Raw genomic sequence first — 15,342 nt, forward strand, 5'->3', positions numbered from 1 at the left:
CAGCGGGCTGGCCGGGAGGCAGAATGGGGTTATTCAGCGACTGGCGGACGCGTGACGCGCTTTTTCAGCGGCGCCATCCCGTCCTGGCTGACCAAAGGCTCGGCCTTCGGACGATTTACCGATTTGCGCTTGGTCGGGCCCTTGGCGACGGCTTTCTTTTTGTCGCCCTTCTTGTCACCTTTGCCATCGGTTTTTTTCTTCTTCACTCCGACCGCCTTGCCCGACGCCTTGACCTTCTTCGGCCCGGTGTAGGTGCCTTTGACTTCCTTGATCGTGCGGCGCTCGAACTTCTGCTTCAGGTAGCGCTCGATGCTGGACATCAGGTTCCAGTCACCATGGGTGATCAGCGAGATCGCCAGACCTTCGCCGCCGGCACGGCCGGTGCGGCCAATGCGGTGAACGTAGTCGTCGCCCGTGCGCGGCATGTCGAAGTTGATGACCATGTCCAGGCCGTCGACGTCCAGACCACGGGCCGCGACATCGGTCGCCACCAGGATCTTCACGCCGCCCTGCTTCAGACGGTCGATCGCCAGCTTGCGATCCTTCTGGTCTTTATCGCCGTGCAGCACGAACGCCTTGTACTCGAGCGCCACAAGGCGACCGTAGATGCGGTCGGCCATGGCGCGCGTGTTGGTGAAGATGATTGCTTTCTGGTAGGTCTCGTTGGCCAGCAGCCAGTTGAGGACCTGCTCTTTGTGCACGTTGTGGTCGGCAGTGATGATCTGCTGACGGGTGCCCGGAGCCAGTTCGCTGACACTGTTGACCTGCAGGTGCTGCGGGTCTTTCAGGACTTTGCCGATCATTTCGCGCAGGCCCGAACCACCGGTGGTGGCCGAGAACAGCATGGTCTGCTGACGGTTGGCGCATTCGCCGGCCAGACGCTCGACGTCTTCGGCAAAACCCATGTCGAGCATGCGGTCGGCTTCGTCGAGGACCAACAGTTCAACCTGCTTGAGGTCGAGGTTGCCCGCGTTGAGTTGCTCCAGCAGACGGCCCGGCGTACCGATCAGGATGTCCGGCACTTTGCGCAGCATCGCGGCCTGGACCTTGAAGTCTTCGCCGCCGGTGATCAGCCCGGCCTTGATGAACGTGAACTGGGAGAAACGCTCCACTTCCTTGAGCGTCTGCTGGGCCAGCTCGCGGGTCGGCAGCAGGATCACCGCGCGGATGTCGACGCGAACCTTGGCCGGGCCCATCAGGCGATTGAGCATCGGTAACACGAACGCGGCAGTCTTGCCGCTGCCGGTCTGCGCCGTCACCCGTAGATCGTGTCCTTCCAGCGCCAGCGGAATGGCCGCTGTTTGCACAGGCGTAGGCTCGACGAAATTGAGTTCGGCCACGGCTTTTAGCAGGCGTTCGTGCAGGGCGAATTGGGAGAACACGGGTGTTACCTCGGCGTAATACAAAAAAACAGTCGCATAGGTTACCGGTTTAAGCCGGATTCGCCGAGCCTCTTTAGCTCAAAGGGCCTATTTTGTTACCGGATTTGGCCTACCCTGCCCTCGCTTCCCTATCAATGCTCTAATCGCGCCCCCCATTTTTGATCAGGAGATCCAGCGCCCATGGACACCCATTCGCTTTGGCTACGCGCCCAGGAAATCTGGACGCTGCTGGAAAACCAGCCAATGCTGCGCACGATCACCGGCTTGCTGTTACTGCTCATCGCCGCCTTCGTGCTCGGGCGGCTGGCGCGATGGATGATCCTCTACGCCATGAAAGCCCTGAGCCGCCAGCCGTCGCTGTTCTGGCTCAATGACTTTCTCCATAACAAAGTCTTCCACCGACTGGCCCAGGTCACGCCCTCGGTAGTGATCCAGTTCGGTCTCAATCTGGTCCCGAACCTCAGCAACGCTGCCAACCACGTACTCGGCAACATCGCGCTGGCGTTCACCATCCTCTTCCTCATGCTCACCGTCGGCGCGCTACTCAACGCGTTGCTGGATATCTACGCGCGCACCGAACACGCCCGCACCCGCTCGATCAAGGGCTACGTGCAGCTGACGAAAATGATCCTGTACGTGTTCGCCGGGATCATCATCGTCGCCACGCTGATTGATCGATCGCCGTTGCTGCTGCTTTCCGGACTCGGCGCGATGTCAGCGGTGATTCTGCTGGTCTACAAAGACACCCTGCTGTCCTTCGTCGCCAGCGTGCAACTGACCAGCAACGACATGCTGCGGGTCGGCGACTGGATCGAAATGCCACAGGTCGGCGCCGACGGCGACGTGGTGGACATCACCCTGCACACCGTCAAGGTGCAGAATTTCGACAAGACCATCGTCTCGATCCCGACTTGGCGCCTGATGTCCGAGTCGTTCAAGAACTGGCGCGGGATGCAGCAGTCCGGCGGGCGCAGGATCAAGCGCAGCCTGTTCATCGATGCCAGCGGCGTGCGGTTCGTCTCCGATGAAGAAGAACAGAAGCTGACCCAGGTCCGCCTGCTGACCGACTACATGGGCCGCAAGAAAGCCGAGCTCAAGGCATGGAATCAAGCCCAGGGCAACGTCGCCGAGATGTCGGCCAACCGCCGCCGCATCACCAACATCGGCACGTTCCGCGCCTACGCCCTGGCGTACCTGAAAAGCCACGCCGACATTCACCCGGACATGACCTGCATGGTCCGCCAGATGGAAGCCACGGCCCAGGGTGTTCCGCTGGAAATCTACTGCTTTACCCGCACGACCAGTTGGGGTGACTACGAGCGGATTCAGGGGGATATCTTCGATTATCTGCTCGCGGTGCTGCCGGAGTTCGGGCTGGGGGTTTATCAACAGCCGAGTGGGGCGGATTTACGGTTGGGGCTGGAGAAGATGTCGTCGAATCAAAGTCTGCAGCAACCGGGCGGCGTTTAACGACCAAGTGCAGCTATGGCGCATTGTTTTCAGTGCTGACCCCGAATCGAATGGAGAACTCTTTCGTTCCCTTGGGCGTCAACGCCAGCGCCCTACTGTCGAGGTCCTGAATAACCCATTTGCGGCTGGTCGCTATGTGCAGGAAGGCAGCACCCAGTGCTCCGGCGAGATGCGGGCGGCGCATGCTCCAATCCAGGCATGAGCAGGCGAAGCGACGTCGCTGCGCCCTGACTGTCCCTACATCGAGCCCCAAGTCGGCCATCGCTTTTTCGCCGCTGACAGTGAGTTGATAATTACCGTCGTCAGGGGCTGACATGGTCAGCCAGCCTGACTCGAGGAAACGATCGTGCAGTTTTACGGCCAATGAACCCGCCATGTGGTCATAACAGGTGCGTGCGATTTGGAGTCGACCCGGGGTATTCGGGACGAACCGGGCGTCTGGCTTCTGACTGATCACCATGAGGGCCTCAATCGCCCGGGCCACGTCTGCGTCCGCCAAACTGTAATACCGATGCCTGCCCTGCGTGTGCAGCTTCAGCAGCCCGTCCTCTTTGAGCCTCGCCAAATGCGCGCTTGCAGTAGAGGCACTTACGTCGCCGATGACAGCCATTTCTGTGCTGGTACGTGCATGCCCATCCATCAACGAACAGAGCATCTTCGTCCTGGCTGGTTCGGCGATTGCGCCGGCGACCCTTGAAATGGCGATGTCATTGCCTGGGGAGTCCATATTTCGTTCCTGAACGAATCGTTAACGTGCGCAGTGCCGGATATTAGCCGTTCCTTGTGAACAGGACTTTCAGAAATGACGCCGTTTGAAGCAGCCAGCCATGCCGACCCTTATATTTATTACGCTGGTTTAAGGCAACGAAAGGGGCTGTTGTTCGATGCAGATCTACGCATGTGGATCGCCAGTGATGCCAGTGCCATAGAGGCCATTCTGGAACATTCGGACTGTCGAGTCCGTCCTCTTGATGAGCCGGTTCCTCTCGCCATTGCACAGGGCGCCGCGGGACGTATTTTCGGTCGTCTTATGCGCATGAACGAAGGAGCTGAACACCAGTGTCCAAGAATGGCCATCGCGCCCGCTTTGGCTTCTGTGCATGACCAAAACATCGCAGAAATAGTGTCGCAGTTGTTCGAGTCCCTCCATGCCCCGGTTGACGACCTCAACGAATTGATGTGGACGTTGCCCGTATCCGTCACGGCAACCTTGATGGGCGTTCCTTTCACCCAGTTACGTGAAGTTGTGACCCTGACCCAGAATTTTGTGGGCTGCCTTTCCCCCATAAGCGACAAGACCAAGCTGGATGAGGCCGATGCCGGAGCGACTCGGTTGAGTCAACTGTTCGCAGAGTTGCTGCTTGGCGAGGATGAAAGAAGTCGCTTCATGAGCCACGTGTTGAGGGAATGTGACGTGACGGGCTGGAAAGATCGAGACGCATTGATCGCTAATCTGATCGGCCTGTTGTCACAGACCTGCGAAGCCACCGCAGGCTTGATCGGCAACACCCTCATAGCAATTCATCGTAACCCCGACCTGTTTGAACCCCCTCAACAACCGGCGCGTGTTGCAGAGTGGGTAGCCGAGGCGGCGCGCCACGACTCCCCCATACAAAACACCCGGCGGTTCGTTGCCGGGCAGTGTGTTATCGAAGGCAGCGTCCTGAAGGCCGGGGATACGGTTCTTTTGTTACTGGCTTCAGCGAACAGGGATCCTTGCGCAAACCCGGATCCCGACAACTTTTTGCTCACACGGCCACACCGTCGAATATTCAGCTTTGGCTCAGGCAGACACGAATGCCCAGGCCAGCAACTCGCTTTGCGTATTGCCTCTGAAGCGGTTTCAGAACTGTTGCGTAGACGGCCCAACGCCGCTGTCCGCGCTCATCAATGGCGCTACTTGCCCTCGCTTAATGCTCGGATTCCTTATTTCCATCGCAGCCGGGAGACTCAACAATGATCGCTGTTATTTTTGAAGCGTGGCCACATGAGGAGCAATACCAGCGGTATCTTGATCTTGCGGCTGAACTGAAGCCATTGCTGGAAGGTTTGGATGGGTTCATTTCAGTGGAGCGTTATCAGAGCCTCAGCGAGCCAGAAAAAGTTCTGTCGCTGTCATTTTGGCGTGATGAGGAAGCCATTAAACGATGGCGCGGCCTTGAGTTGCATCGTGCCGCGCAACTTACGGGGCGTAGGCAAGTATTCGGTGATTACCACTTGCGCATTGCTGACGTGGTGCGAGATTACAGTCTGGAGAATCGTGCTCAAGCCCCGCGCGATAGCCGACGCGCTCATGAATAAAAAGAAATTAAAACAACAAAAAGCCCGGCATCTGCCGGGCTTTTATTGTGGGTCTTGTTACACCCAGAGACTTACTGATAACGCTGATAGCTCGACCCGAACTCTTTGCGGTTTTCAGCAACGGTGACGGTGCCGGAGGTCTGAGTGGCGAAGGGCTTGACCGCCTCTCTGCTGGCGACTTTGCTGTCCAGAACGGTAGCGCTGGAAGCGTCGACGATGGCGCGTTGGTGGATGTGCTCAGGGCTGGCGAAGGCAGAACCGGCAGCCAGGATGGACAATGCGAAACCGAAGGCAATGGACTTTTTCATGATGTAGATCTCCGCGTAGTTGCTGGTAAGTGGGTTAAGTCGTTTCGTTGGGGCCAATCTATTCGCTTGATCCCAACATGAAAAACCACGCATGAAGATATCTAACATCACCCTCGCTGATGTCGGTGACGCGGGCGTCTAACCCGGCTGTTTCAGAGAATGGCCCGGCGTTGAACAAGACCGCGCCGACTGATCCACACCGAAGAAACAATCACCAGCCCGCCTAAAAACAGCTTGCCGAGGTCCTCGTTCTGTCCCCAGATCAACAGATTGATCAGCAGCCCCACCGGCACGTGCAGGTTATTCATCACCGCGAGTGTGGCGCCATTGACCAGGCACGCGCCCTTGTTCCACCAATACATGCCGAGGGCGGTGGAACACAGGCCGAGGAACAGCAGCACAACCCACTGTTGAGGCGCGTCCGGCAGATGCTGCGGATTCCCGAACAGCAGAAATGCTGGCAACGCCACGGCCAGGGCGCCGAGGTAGAAATAGCCGAAGCGACGGTAATGCGGGAGATCGCTGGGGTAACGGGCCACCAGGTGTTTGTAGAGCACCTGCCCTGCGGCGTAGGTGAAATTCGCCACCTGCAGCAGCAGGAAGCCGCCGAGGAAATTCGGATCAACCCGGTCGTAACGAATGATCACGGCGCCGAGCACCGCGACCATGGCCGCCAATAGGCCCCACGGATTGAAGCGCCGGTTAAGAGCGTCTTCGATCAGCGTGACGTGGAGCGGCGTGAGGATGGTAAACAGCAGCACTTCGGGGACCGTCAGCACGCGAAAGCTCAGGTACAGGCAGACGTAGGTGACGCCGAACTGAAGCGCGCCAATCAACAGCATGCCGCGCATGAATTGAGGCTCGACGCGACGCCAGCGCGTCAGCGGGATGAACACCAACCCAGCCAGCACGACGCGAAGCAGCACGGCAAAGTAGCTGTCGACGTGCCCGGCCAGATAGACGCCGATCAGGCTGAAGGAGAACGCCTGAATCAGCGTCACAAAAAGTAGATAGCCCATGGTTGCCCCTTTTTTGAAGGCGGCGACCTTAGCCGGTTGGCCATGCCCTGTCTATTAAGCAGTCGGCTCGCCACCGTTGGCGGCGACTCGGGACCCGGAAAGAAAAAACCCGATAGACCCGGCGCAATCCTGCGGGTCGATCGGGCAATGCACTCAGGAGCGAACGAGTGCCAATGGAGTGTCGATGAACGCGAGCATCTTCAAGGGGCGGGATTAACGGGCGATTAAGGCGTCCAGGCGGATGCCGCGCCAGCGTTCGGAGGGCAATCCCCTCGCCTACCGACGGCAGGCATATCGATCAAAGAAGCCAGCTTTCGACTCGAACCCATCCAAGAATTTGTTTTATCGACGAAGCCGACGTACGCTCCGTCGACGCTGATGCGTGGGTTACAGAGGCTCGCAGCTCAGGGAGACGCGCAGTTTGACGATGTCGCGGGTGAACTTCGCGGTGACTTCGGTGCTGCTTTTCGGCGCGACCTGAACCCGGCGCGTGCGCGGGGCTTCCGGCCCGTTGCGAAAGACCACGCTGCACTTGGCAGGAACATCGCCAAAGTTATTCAGGGTGATGTTGCCGATGTCGTAGGCAACGTCATGACTGTTGTAGTCCACCTGCACGCCCTTGATGTCTTTCTCGACGTCAATCGGGTAGGCAAACGCGCTCAGCGGCAGCATCGCCAGCAGCACACAACAGATTCTTTTCATGGGGCAGTCTCCATTCAGGGACCGCCAGCTTAGGACAACAGGAGCGAGAGATGAAAGCGCCCCGCGTGACCCTTGATCAATGGCGCACGCTGCAAGCCGTTGTCGACCATGGCGGCTTTGCTCAGGCCGCCGAAGCGCTGCACCGTTCGCAGTCCTCGGTCAGCTACACCGTCGCCAGGATGCAGGACCAGCTCGGCGTTCCGCTGTTGCGCATCGACGGCCGTAAAGCCGTGCTCACCGAGGCCGGTGAAGTCTTGTTGAGACGCTCGCGGCAACTGGTGAAGAACGCCAGTCAGTTGGAAGACCTTGCCCATCATATGGAACAGGGTTGGGAGGCCGAGGTGCGTCTGGTGGTCGATGCCGCTTACCCGAACGCCCGGCTGGTGCGAGCGCTGACAGCTTTTATGCCGCAAAGCCGCGGATGTCGGGTGCGACTGCGTGAGGAAGTGCTGTCGGGGGTGGAGGAAGTGTTGCTGGAAGGTGTTGCCGACCTCGCCATTAGCGGCTTCAGCATTCCCGGTTATCTGGGTAATGAGATGAGCAAGGTGGAGTTCGTCGCCGTGGCCCATCCCGGCCATGCCTTGCATCAACTGCAACGTGAGTTGAATTTCCAGGATCTGGAAAGCCAGTTGCAGGTGGTGATTCGTGACTCCGGGCGCAATCAGCCGCGCGACGTCGGCTGGCTCGGCGCCGAACAGCGCTGGACGGTGGGCAGCCTTGCGACGGCCGCTGCGTTTGTCAGCAGCGGGTTGGGCTTTGCCTGGTTGCCGCGCCACGTCATCGAGCGGGAGATCCAGGAGGGCGTGCTGAAAATTCTGCCTCTTGATAAAGGCGGCAGTCGGCATCCCACGTTCTATCTGTATTCCAGCAAGGACAAACCGCTCGGGCCAGCGACGCAGATCCTGATTGAGCTGATCCAGAGCTTCGACACCGCGCCGCTGGACGCGCCCTTCCCGGCGCCGCAGCAGATGCTGTAAACAACGCGTGCAGTCAGTGGGACCGGCTTTAGCCCGGAATGCGTCAGGGGTCACACCGCAACACTGAGGGTGATAAAGCAGGCCTCTTCCCGGCTGAAGCCGGTCCTACGAGAACGATGGGTGTGGTCCCACTGAAATCAGCGCGCGCCACACCCCCCACTGTCCAAATCCGCGCAAACGTGCTTCCCTTACGCCTGTTTTTTCGCAGTCGACATCAATTTCAGGACTCTGCCCATGCTGAAGAAAATCGCCCTCTCCGCCGCTGCCGTGTTGTTCGCCGGCAATCTGATGGCCGCTCCGGCGCCTCACGTTGTGCTGACCACCAGCTTCGGCGATGTGGAAATTGAGCTGAACCAGGACAAGGCGCCCGTCAGCACCCAGAACTTCCTCAAGTACGTCGACAGCAACTTCTACAACAACACCATTTTCCACCGCGTCATCCCGGGCTTCATGGTCCAGGGCGGCGGCTTCACCGCGCAGATGCAACAGAAATCCACCAACGACCCAATCAAGAACGAAGCCGATAACGGCCTGCACAACGTGCGCGGCACCGTCGCCATGGCGCGGACCTCGGACGTGAACTCGGCCACCAGCCAGTTCTTCATCAACGTCGTTGACAATGCCATGCTCGACCACGGCGCCCGTGACTACGGTTACGCCGTGTTCGGCAAGGTCGTGAAAGGCATGGACGTCGTTGACCAGATCGTCAACGTGCAGACCGGCAACAAAGGCGGGATGCAGAACGTGCCGGTTGACCCGATCCTGATCAAGACGGCCAAGCGCGTGAACTAAGCCTGCCGCAAGCGCAAAAGCCGGGCGTCTGCCCGGCTTTTGCATTTTCAGGCCCCGGCCCTTGAATCAGCGTGAGCAATCGCGTTTTCATGCGGTCTGAACCGAAGACTGTCATTGAGCTGCTCTCAAGCCGCTGTGTTCAATCCCCACCAAAAGGAGAGCCCGCTCAAGCGTGGGCGTCATTGCCAATGCTCTATCGCCGTTTTGAACAGCTGATCGATATCTTCCGCGACGCCCCCACCGCCGCCCCGCCCAACACTGTCACGTCGTTCTACGCGTATTACCTGCGTCAGGTCTGGCCCAGCTTTGCCGCATTGCTGGTAGTGGGACTGATCGGCGCGCTGATCGAGGTGTCGCTGTTCAGCTACCTGAGCCGCATCATCGATCTGGCCCAGGGCACGCCCAACCCGAATTTCTTCAGCGAACATGCGTTCGAGCTGACGTGGATGGTCGTCGTCGCGCTGGTGCTGCGGCCGATCTTCGTTGCGCTGCACGACCTGCTGGTGCATCAGACCATCAGCCCCGGCATGACCAGCATGATCAACTGGCAGAACCACAGTTACGTGCTCAAGCAGAGCCTGAATTTCTTCCAGAACGACTTCGCCGGGCGCATCGCCCAACGTATCGTCCAGACCGGTAATGCGCTGCGTGATTCCGCGGTGCAGTCGGTGGACGCGTTGTGGCACGTGCTGATCTATTCGATCAGCGCGCTGGTGCTGTTCGCCGAAGCCGACTGGCGCCTGATGATCCCACTGCTGAGCTGGATCATCGCGTTCGTCCTCGCCCTCCGGTACTTCGTGCCGCGGGTGAAAGCGCGCTCCGTTATCTCTTCCGATGCGCGCTCCAAACTGATGGGCCGCATCGTCGATGGCTACACCAACATCGCTACGCTCAAGCTGTTTGCCCACACCAATTCCGAGCAGCAGTACGCCCGCGAGGCCATCAGCGAACAGACCGAGAAGACTCAACTGGCCGGCCGCGTGATCACCGAAATGGACTCCGTGATCACCACCCTCAACGGCATCTTGATTGTCACCACCACGGGCCTGGCGTTGTGGCTGTGGACCCAGTCGCTGATCTCAGTGGGCGCGATTGCGCTGGCGACCGGTCTGGCGATCCGGATCGTCAACATGTCCGGCTGGATCATGTGGGTGGTCAACGGCATTTTCGAAAACATCGGCATGGTCCAGGACGGTCTGCAGAGCATCGCGCAGCCGGTGGGCATTACCGATCGCGACGCTGCGCCGAAGCTGACCGTCAGCCGTGGCGAAGTGAAATTCGAAGACCTCAACTTCCAGTACGGCAAGGGCAAGGGCGTGATTCACGGCCTGAACCTGGACATCAAGCCGGGCGAGAAAATTGGTTTGATCGGGCCGTCGGGCGCCGGTAAATCAACCCTGGTGAATCTGCTGCTGCGTTTGTATGACGTCCAGGGCGGGCGGATCCTGATCGACGATCAGGACATCTCCCACGTCGCTCAGGAAAGCCTGCGTTCGCACATCGGCATGATCACCCAGGACACGTCGCTGTTGCACCGCTCGATCCGCGACAACCTGCTTTACGGCAAACCGGACGCGACCGACGCTGAATTGTGGGAAGCCATGCGCAAGGCCCGCGCCGACGAGTTCATTCCGCTGCTGACCGATTCCGAAGGTCGTACCGGGCTGGACGCCCATGTGGGCGAGCGCGGCGTGAAGCTGTCCGGTGGCCAGCGTCAGCGCATCGCCATCACCCGCGTGCTGCTCAAGGACGCGCCGATCCTGATCATGGACGAAGCGACGTCAGCGCTGGATTCGGAGGTGGAAGCGGCGATTCAGGAGAGTCTGGAAACGCTGATGCAGGGCAAGACGGTGATTGCGATTGCTCACCGGCTGTCGACCATCGCACGCATGGACCGCCTGATCGTGCTGGAAAACGGCGTGATCGCTGAGAGCGGGACCCATGGCGAGCTGCTGGCGCACAAAGGGTTGTATGCCCGGCTGTGGGCGCATCAGACCGGTGGGTTTGTCGGGGTGGATTGACCCTTGAAGAAATAGGCGCGCGGCGGATGTCCTGGGAGGTTCCGATGCCGCCTTCGTGAGCACGCTCACTCCCACAAGGATTGAGCTTGCCACGAGACAGCGGTGTCAGGGCGAAGCCAACAAAGCTGTTCACGCTTGATCGGACCCAGACAGATCGAGCTACACCTGCCGATACGGCAAGGCCCCGCGCGCTTCTTCGGCGTACGCCAGAATCCCCGCCCGTTCCTGGGTCAGAAAATCCGCCACCGCTTCTCGCAGTCCCGGGTGCGCCAAGTAGTGCCATGAGTGGGTGATGACCGGCTCGAAACCGCGAATCAACTTGTGCTCCCCTTGGGCGCCAGCGTCGAAGCGCTTGAAGCCATTAGCGATCGCGTAATCCATGCCCTGATAGAAACACGTCTCGAAGTGCAGCCGGTCGAACTCGGCCAGGCAGCCCCAGTAGCGGCCGTAAAAGCTGTCGCCGCCGATCAGGCTGAACGCCATCGCCACCGGCCGCGAACCCTGTCGCGCCAGCACCACACGAATCGCGTCGGGCATGCGCTCGGCCACAAGGCTGAAGAATTCCCGCGTGAGGTACGGCGTTTGCCCACGCACTTCGTAGGTATTGGAATAGCAGGCGTAGACGAAATCCCAGTGCGCCTCGCTCAGCTCGTGCCCTTCCAGCCAGTCGAAATCAAAGCCCTGCCCCGCCACTTGCTCGCGCTCTTTGCGCATCTGCTTGCGCTTGCGTGAGCTCAAGGCATCGAGGAAATCCTGAAAATCCCGATAGCCGCGGTTCTGCCAGTGGTACTGGCAGCCGATGCGTTGCAGCCAGCCGGGCTGTTCGGCAAGCAATGCGTCGGCGACCGGGTCGGTGAAGTTGACGTGAACGCTGGACAGCTCCTCGCCCTGGGCATAGCCCGGCAGGCAGGCGAGCAGTTCGCGGCCATCTTCGGGGGTCTTTGCCAATAGGCGCGGCCCGCTGACCGGACTGAACGGCACCGCCACCAGCAGCTTGGGGTAATAGGCCAGACCGGCGCGCCGGCAGGCGTCCGCCCAGGCGTGATCGAAGACGTACTCGCCGTAAGAGTGCCACTTGCGGTACGCCGGCAGCGCAGCGATGAGTTGCTCGCCCTCGTAATGCAGCAAGTGCTCGGCGCGCCAGCCGGAACGGGGCCCGAGGCTGCCGCTGTCTTCCAGCGAACTGAGAAAGGCATGGCGCAGAAAGGGTGAGTCGCCAGGTATCAGGGCGTCCCACTGTTCAGGGGCAAGGTCCGACAATTTATCCAAACGGTGTAACGACATTTCGCCACTCCTGGTGCAGTCGTGTGGTCGCGCTAACGTCTGCGCAGTATCACTTATTCACAGGGTCTGCACGTGAATTTACTCGACAGAACGCTCTAGCCCGCAGGTCCAACGAAATTTTCACATGTCATCCACATGCCATCACCTTGCCACTCTTTCGTCATAAACGGCCGCAATACTGGCGCCTGTTTTTAGAGCATCAGGTTCTAAGCGCTCTGACCTTTCCCCGCCCGCCAATGGTCGGTTGATCCCTGGATGATTCGGTCATCCCTTCTCAGTTACGGAGATTGATATGCGTCTTGCTTCCACGAAAACTGCGGCAGCCCTGTGTGGTGGTGTGCTGCTGGCCATGAGCGTTCCGGCCAGCGCCGCAGTCGACGCGAAACTGCTCGACATGCTGAAGGCCAACGGCTCGATTTCACCTGCCCAATACGCCGAACTGCAAACCGAGCTGACCAAAGACCAGCTGGCTCAGCAACAGGCCCAGAAAGCGACCTCCGACCAGATCGCCGCTGCCACCGCTGCCAAGTCCTCCGAACTGTCTGCCTTCGAGCAGAAAGTGGCATGGGCAGCGAAGACTCAATTCAAGGGCGACGTTCGCGTTCGGCAAGAGACGGTCAAGATCGACGACCAGAACAACAGCCAGGACAAAAACCGTCAGCGCATCCGTGTGCGTCTCGGCGCCTACAGCGAGATCAACCCGCAAGTCAGCACCGGTATCCGTATCGCCACCGGCGGCGACAACAAGGCCAACTCCACCAACGTTGACCAGAACGACTACTTCACCAAGAAAGACCTGTGGCTGGATCAAGGCTTCATCGACTACCACCCGACCGCAATCCAGAACCTGCACGTCATCGGCGGCAAGATGGCTCAGCCATGGGTCAGCGAAGGCGACGTGATCTGGGACAACGACATCAACCCTGAAGGGCTGGCCGCGACTTACAGCCTGCCGATCAACAAGGGCTTCGAGCTGTTCGGCAGCGCCGGTACCTACACCCTCAAGGACAACATCAGCGGCGAAGGGACGCAGTTCAAGAACGACCTGCGCCTGAACGCCGCTCAGTTGGGTACGCGGATCGCCATCACCGACAACGTGAAGATGACGGTCGGTGGTTCGGTCTACAACTACGAGAACTCCAACGACTGTAATCCGGCCGCTGCCAGCACCAGCACGACGTTCTGTGGCTTGAGCATCAATGGCAACAACACCACTGACTTCCGTCTGTATGAAGGCTTCGGTCAACTGGACCTGACCGGCTTTGTCGTGCCGGTCGGCCTTTACGGTCAGTACGTGGTCAACAGCGCCACCAACAGCGACGAAGACACGGCCTGGCTGGCCGGTGTGAAAACCAAGGTGTTCGGTTTCGGTCTGGACTACAACTACCGCGATACCCAACGTAACGCTGTGGTGGGTGCTTTCACCGACTCCGACTTTGCCAACGGCACTACCGGTTCGCGCGGTCACAAGCTGGCTATTTCCTACGACATCGACAAGAACTTCGCGGTCGGCGCGACGTACTTCCTGACCAAAGCGGACTTCGCGACTTCTGCGCTGCCGCGTGATCAGGATGCGAACACGCTGCAACTGGACGTGCTGGCGAAGTTCTAAGAAAGGCAGCTACGAGCTATAAGCTGCAAGTGACAAGCTGAAAGCTTCAAGCGGCGTTTTCTTGCCGTTTGAAGCCGCTACAGACCTCAAGCCCGCCGTTGCCCTGTCGGATCCCCATCATCCGTTCCGACAGAGCAGCGCCGGGCTTTTTTTGTGGACTCTAGGATCTTCTGCGGATCCCACAACTGTACGAGAGATTCCCTCTCGCGCAGCTGGCACAGTCCCACATGTTTAGCCGGCAGTCATGCCGCACGCATCACTTCTTGCGCAGAATCACGCTACCAATCGAATACCCCGCACCGAACGAGCTGAGCACGCCCAGCGCGCCGCTTGGCAGGTCGTCCTGGTGTTCGTGAAATGCGATGACCGAACCGGCGGAGCTGGTGTTGGCGTAGCGGTCGAGGATCACCGGGGCTTCCTCGACCGTGGCGTCGCGGCCCAGCAGTTTCTTCACGATCAGGTGGTTCATGCTCAGGTTGGCCTGATGCAGCCAGAAACGCTGCACGTCGCCGACGTTCAGCTGGTTCTCGTCCAAGTGCGCAGCCACCAGTTCGGCGACCATCGGGCAGACGTCGCGGAACACCTTGCGGCCCTCCTGCACGAACAGTTTGTCCGCCTTGCCCTCGCCCTCTTCCGCCGTGCGGTTGAGGAAACCAAAATTGTTGCGGATGTTATTGGAGAACGTGGTCAGCAGCCTGGTGCCAACGATGTCGAACTGGTGCTCGGAAGTCGCCAGGTCAGCGCGCTCGACCACCACCGCCGTGGCTGCATCGCCAAAGATGAAGTGGCTGTCGCGGTCGCGGAAGTTGAGGTGCGCGGTGCAGATCTCAGGGCTGATGACCAACAGCGCCCGGGCCTGGCCCAGCTTGACGCTGTTGCAGGCGGTCTGAATGCCGAAGGTGGCCGAGGAGCACGCCACGTTCATGTCAAAGCCGAAGCCCTGAATGCCCAGCGCCGCCTGGATTTCGATGGAGATCGCCGGGTACGCGCGTTGCAGGTTGGAACAGGCGACGATCACGCCGTCGATGTCAGCGGCGGTCTTGCCGGCACGCTGCAGGGCCTGCCTGGCCGCGGCAACGCCCATCTCGCAGAGAATCGACCATTCGTCATTGGAGCGCTCGGGCAGGCGCGGCTTCATGCGCTGCGGGTCGAGAATGCCGTCCTTGTCCATCACGTAACGGCTTTTGATGCCGCTGGCTTTTTCGATGAACGCCGCGTTGGATTCCGTCAGTGCCTGAACCTCTCCCGCTTCGATCGCGGCGGCATTTTCGGCGTTGAACTGGGCCACGTAGGTGTTGAAAGACTGCACCAGCTCATCGTTGGAAATACTGTTGGCGGGGGTGAAAAGCCCGGTGCCACTGATCACGACTTCGTACACGGTCGTTCCTCTCGAGATAAAAGCAGCTCATTGACGGCAGCAGCTGAACAGCCAGCACAAGCAGGGCGTCGGTGGTTCTGGGACGAAAGTCCCAAT

General features: G+C 59.7%; 14 protein-coding genes. 7 read left to right on the forward strand and 7 right to left on the reverse strand.

All coding sequences use genetic code 11. The features are described from left to right. Positions 1–29: 29 nt before the first annotated feature. Positions 30–1,382 carry a DEAD/DEAH box helicase gene (locus tag IFT47_RS24470; RefSeq protein WP_074891698.1) on the reverse strand — a complete coding sequence of 451 codons (1,353 nt, stop codon included), beginning with the start codon at positions 1,380–1,382 and terminating at the stop codon, positions 30–32. Between the two features lie 180 nt (positions 1,383–1,562). Here IFT47_RS24470 and IFT47_RS24475 point away from each other — a divergent pair, with 180 nt between their 5' ends. Continuing rightward, complete coding sequence (locus tag IFT47_RS24475; RefSeq protein ID WP_192171530.1) at positions 1,563–2,852, forward strand: mechanosensitive ion channel family protein; 1,290 nt, start codon at positions 1,563–1,565, stop codon at positions 2,850–2,852. A 13-nt stretch (positions 2,853–2,865) separates the two neighbouring features. Here the strand turns inward: IFT47_RS24475 and IFT47_RS24480 are convergent, their stop codons facing one another. Next, positions 2,866–3,579, reverse strand: a complete 714-nt coding sequence (locus tag IFT47_RS24480) for an ArsR/SmtB family transcription factor (protein WP_192171531.1) — start codon at positions 3,577–3,579, stop codon at positions 2,866–2,868. Positions 3,580–3,654: 75 nt separating this feature from the next. On the opposite strand from IFT47_RS24480, the gene IFT47_RS24485 reads away from it, so the two are divergent. After that, positions 3,655–4,812: a cytochrome P450 gene (locus tag IFT47_RS24485; protein WP_192171532.1), complete on the forward strand. Its 1,158-nt coding sequence runs from the start codon at positions 3,655–3,657 to the stop codon at positions 4,810–4,812. Further along, positions 4,809–5,153, forward strand: a complete 345-nt coding sequence (locus IFT47_RS24490) for an antibiotic biosynthesis monooxygenase family protein (protein WP_192171533.1) — start codon at positions 4,809–4,811, stop codon at positions 5,151–5,153. Before IFT47_RS24485 ends, IFT47_RS24490 begins: the two co-directional genes overlap by 4 nt. Positions 5,154–5,224: 71 nt before the next feature. Here IFT47_RS24490 and IFT47_RS24495 read toward each other — a convergent pair whose 3' ends face one another. The 3 genes from IFT47_RS24495 to IFT47_RS24505 all read right to left on the reverse strand — a co-directional run bounded on the left by IFT47_RS24495 (position 5,225) and on the right by IFT47_RS24505 (position 7,182). After that, complete coding sequence (locus tag IFT47_RS24495) at positions 5,225–5,461, reverse strand: hypothetical protein (RefSeq protein ID WP_192171534.1); 237 nt, start codon at positions 5,459–5,461, stop codon at positions 5,225–5,227. 152 nt (positions 5,462–5,613) lie between these two features. Continuing rightward, positions 5,614–6,480, reverse strand: coding sequence for a carboxylate/amino acid/amine transporter (locus tag IFT47_RS24500; protein ID WP_192171535.1), 867 nt, complete (start codon positions 6,478–6,480; stop codon positions 5,614–5,616). Positions 6,481–6,867: 387 nt separating this feature from the next. Beyond that, positions 6,868–7,182 (reverse strand): 3-phosphoglycerate kinase, encoded by a 315-nt coding sequence (locus tag IFT47_RS24505; RefSeq protein ID WP_192171536.1) that lies wholly within the window; start codon positions 7,180–7,182, stop codon positions 6,868–6,870. Between the two features lie 50 nt (positions 7,183–7,232). On the opposite strand from IFT47_RS24505, the gene IFT47_RS24510 reads away from it, so the two are divergent. The 3 genes from IFT47_RS24510 (at position 7,233) to IFT47_RS24520 (ending at position 10,972) form a co-directional block, all read left to right on the forward strand. After that, a complete protein-coding gene (locus IFT47_RS24510; protein WP_192171537.1) occupies positions 7,233–8,159 on the forward strand; it encodes a LysR family transcriptional regulator in 927 nt (308 codons plus the stop codon). Positions 8,160–8,393: 234 nt separating this feature from the next. Further along, the gene (locus tag IFT47_RS24515; RefSeq protein WP_192171538.1) at positions 8,394–8,951 is read left to right on the forward strand and encodes a peptidylprolyl isomerase; all 558 of its coding nucleotides are present in this window, start codon (positions 8,394–8,396) and stop codon (positions 8,949–8,951) included. 188 nt (positions 8,952–9,139) lie between these two features. Further along, the gene (locus IFT47_RS24520; protein WP_192171539.1) at positions 9,140–10,972 is read left to right on the forward strand and encodes an ABC transporter ATP-binding protein; all 1,833 of its coding nucleotides are present in this window, start codon (positions 9,140–9,142) and stop codon (positions 10,970–10,972) included. A 159-nt stretch (positions 10,973–11,131) separates the two neighbouring features. On the opposite strand, the gene IFT47_RS24525 is transcribed toward IFT47_RS24520, so the two are convergent. Beyond that, positions 11,132–12,256, reverse strand: a complete 1,125-nt coding sequence (locus IFT47_RS24525) for a GNAT family N-acetyltransferase (protein ID WP_192171540.1) — start codon at positions 12,254–12,256, stop codon at positions 11,132–11,134. Between the two features lie 292 nt (positions 12,257–12,548). Here IFT47_RS24525 and IFT47_RS24530 point away from each other — a divergent pair, with 292 nt between their 5' ends. Beyond that, on the forward strand, positions 12,549–13,868 hold the full coding sequence (locus tag IFT47_RS24530; protein ID WP_192171541.1) for a putative porin: 1,320 nt from the start codon (positions 12,549–12,551) through the stop codon (positions 13,866–13,868). Positions 13,869–14,124: 256 nt separating this feature from the next. On the opposite strand, the gene IFT47_RS24535 is transcribed toward IFT47_RS24530, so the two are convergent. Further along, positions 14,125–15,246 carry a beta-ketoacyl-ACP synthase III gene (locus IFT47_RS24535; RefSeq protein ID WP_192171542.1) on the reverse strand — a complete coding sequence of 374 codons (1,122 nt, stop codon included), beginning with the start codon at positions 15,244–15,246 and terminating at the stop codon, positions 14,125–14,127. Between the last annotated feature and the right edge of the window lie 96 nt (positions 15,247–15,342).

The sequence above is a fragment of the Pseudomonas sp. CFBP 13711 genome, assembly GCF_014842265.1.
Taxonomy (GTDB): domain Bacteria; phylum Pseudomonadota; class Gammaproteobacteria; order Pseudomonadales; family Pseudomonadaceae; genus Aquipseudomonas.

Bases quoted from the DNA above. Each gene is read 5' to 3' on its own strand.
- IFT47_RS24475 (WP_192171530.1), top strand. From the start codon at position 1,563: ATGGACACCCATTCGCTTTGGCTACGCGCCCAGGAAATCTGGACGCTG.
- IFT47_RS24480 (WP_192171531.1), bottom strand. From the start codon at position 3,579: ATGGACTCCCCAGGCAATGACATCGCCATTTCAAGGGTCGCCGGCGCA.
- IFT47_RS24485 (WP_192171532.1), top strand. From the start codon at position 3,655: ATGACGCCGTTTGAAGCAGCCAGCCATGCCGACCCTTATATTTATTAC.
- IFT47_RS24490 (WP_192171533.1), top strand. From the start codon at position 4,809: ATGATCGCTGTTATTTTTGAAGCGTGGCCACATGAGGAGCAATACCAG.
- IFT47_RS24495 (WP_192171534.1), bottom strand. From the start codon at position 5,461: ATGAAAAAGTCCATTGCCTTCGGTTTCGCATTGTCCATCCTGGCTGCC.
- IFT47_RS24500 (WP_192171535.1), bottom strand. From the start codon at position 6,480: ATGGGCTATCTACTTTTTGTGACGCTGATTCAGGCGTTCTCCTTCAGC.
- IFT47_RS24505 (WP_192171536.1), bottom strand. From the start codon at position 7,182: ATGAAAAGAATCTGTTGTGTGCTGCTGGCGATGCTGCCGCTGAGCGCG.
- IFT47_RS24510 (WP_192171537.1), top strand. From the start codon at position 7,233: ATGAAAGCGCCCCGCGTGACCCTTGATCAATGGCGCACGCTGCAAGCC.
- IFT47_RS24515 (WP_192171538.1), top strand. From the start codon at position 8,394: ATGCTGAAGAAAATCGCCCTCTCCGCCGCTGCCGTGTTGTTCGCCGGC.
- IFT47_RS24520 (WP_192171539.1), top strand. From the start codon at position 9,140: ATGCTCTATCGCCGTTTTGAACAGCTGATCGATATCTTCCGCGACGCC.
- IFT47_RS24525 (WP_192171540.1), bottom strand. From the start codon at position 12,256: ATGTCGTTACACCGTTTGGATAAATTGTCGGACCTTGCCCCTGAACAG.
- IFT47_RS24530 (WP_192171541.1), top strand. From the start codon at position 12,549: ATGCGTCTTGCTTCCACGAAAACTGCGGCAGCCCTGTGTGGTGGTGTG.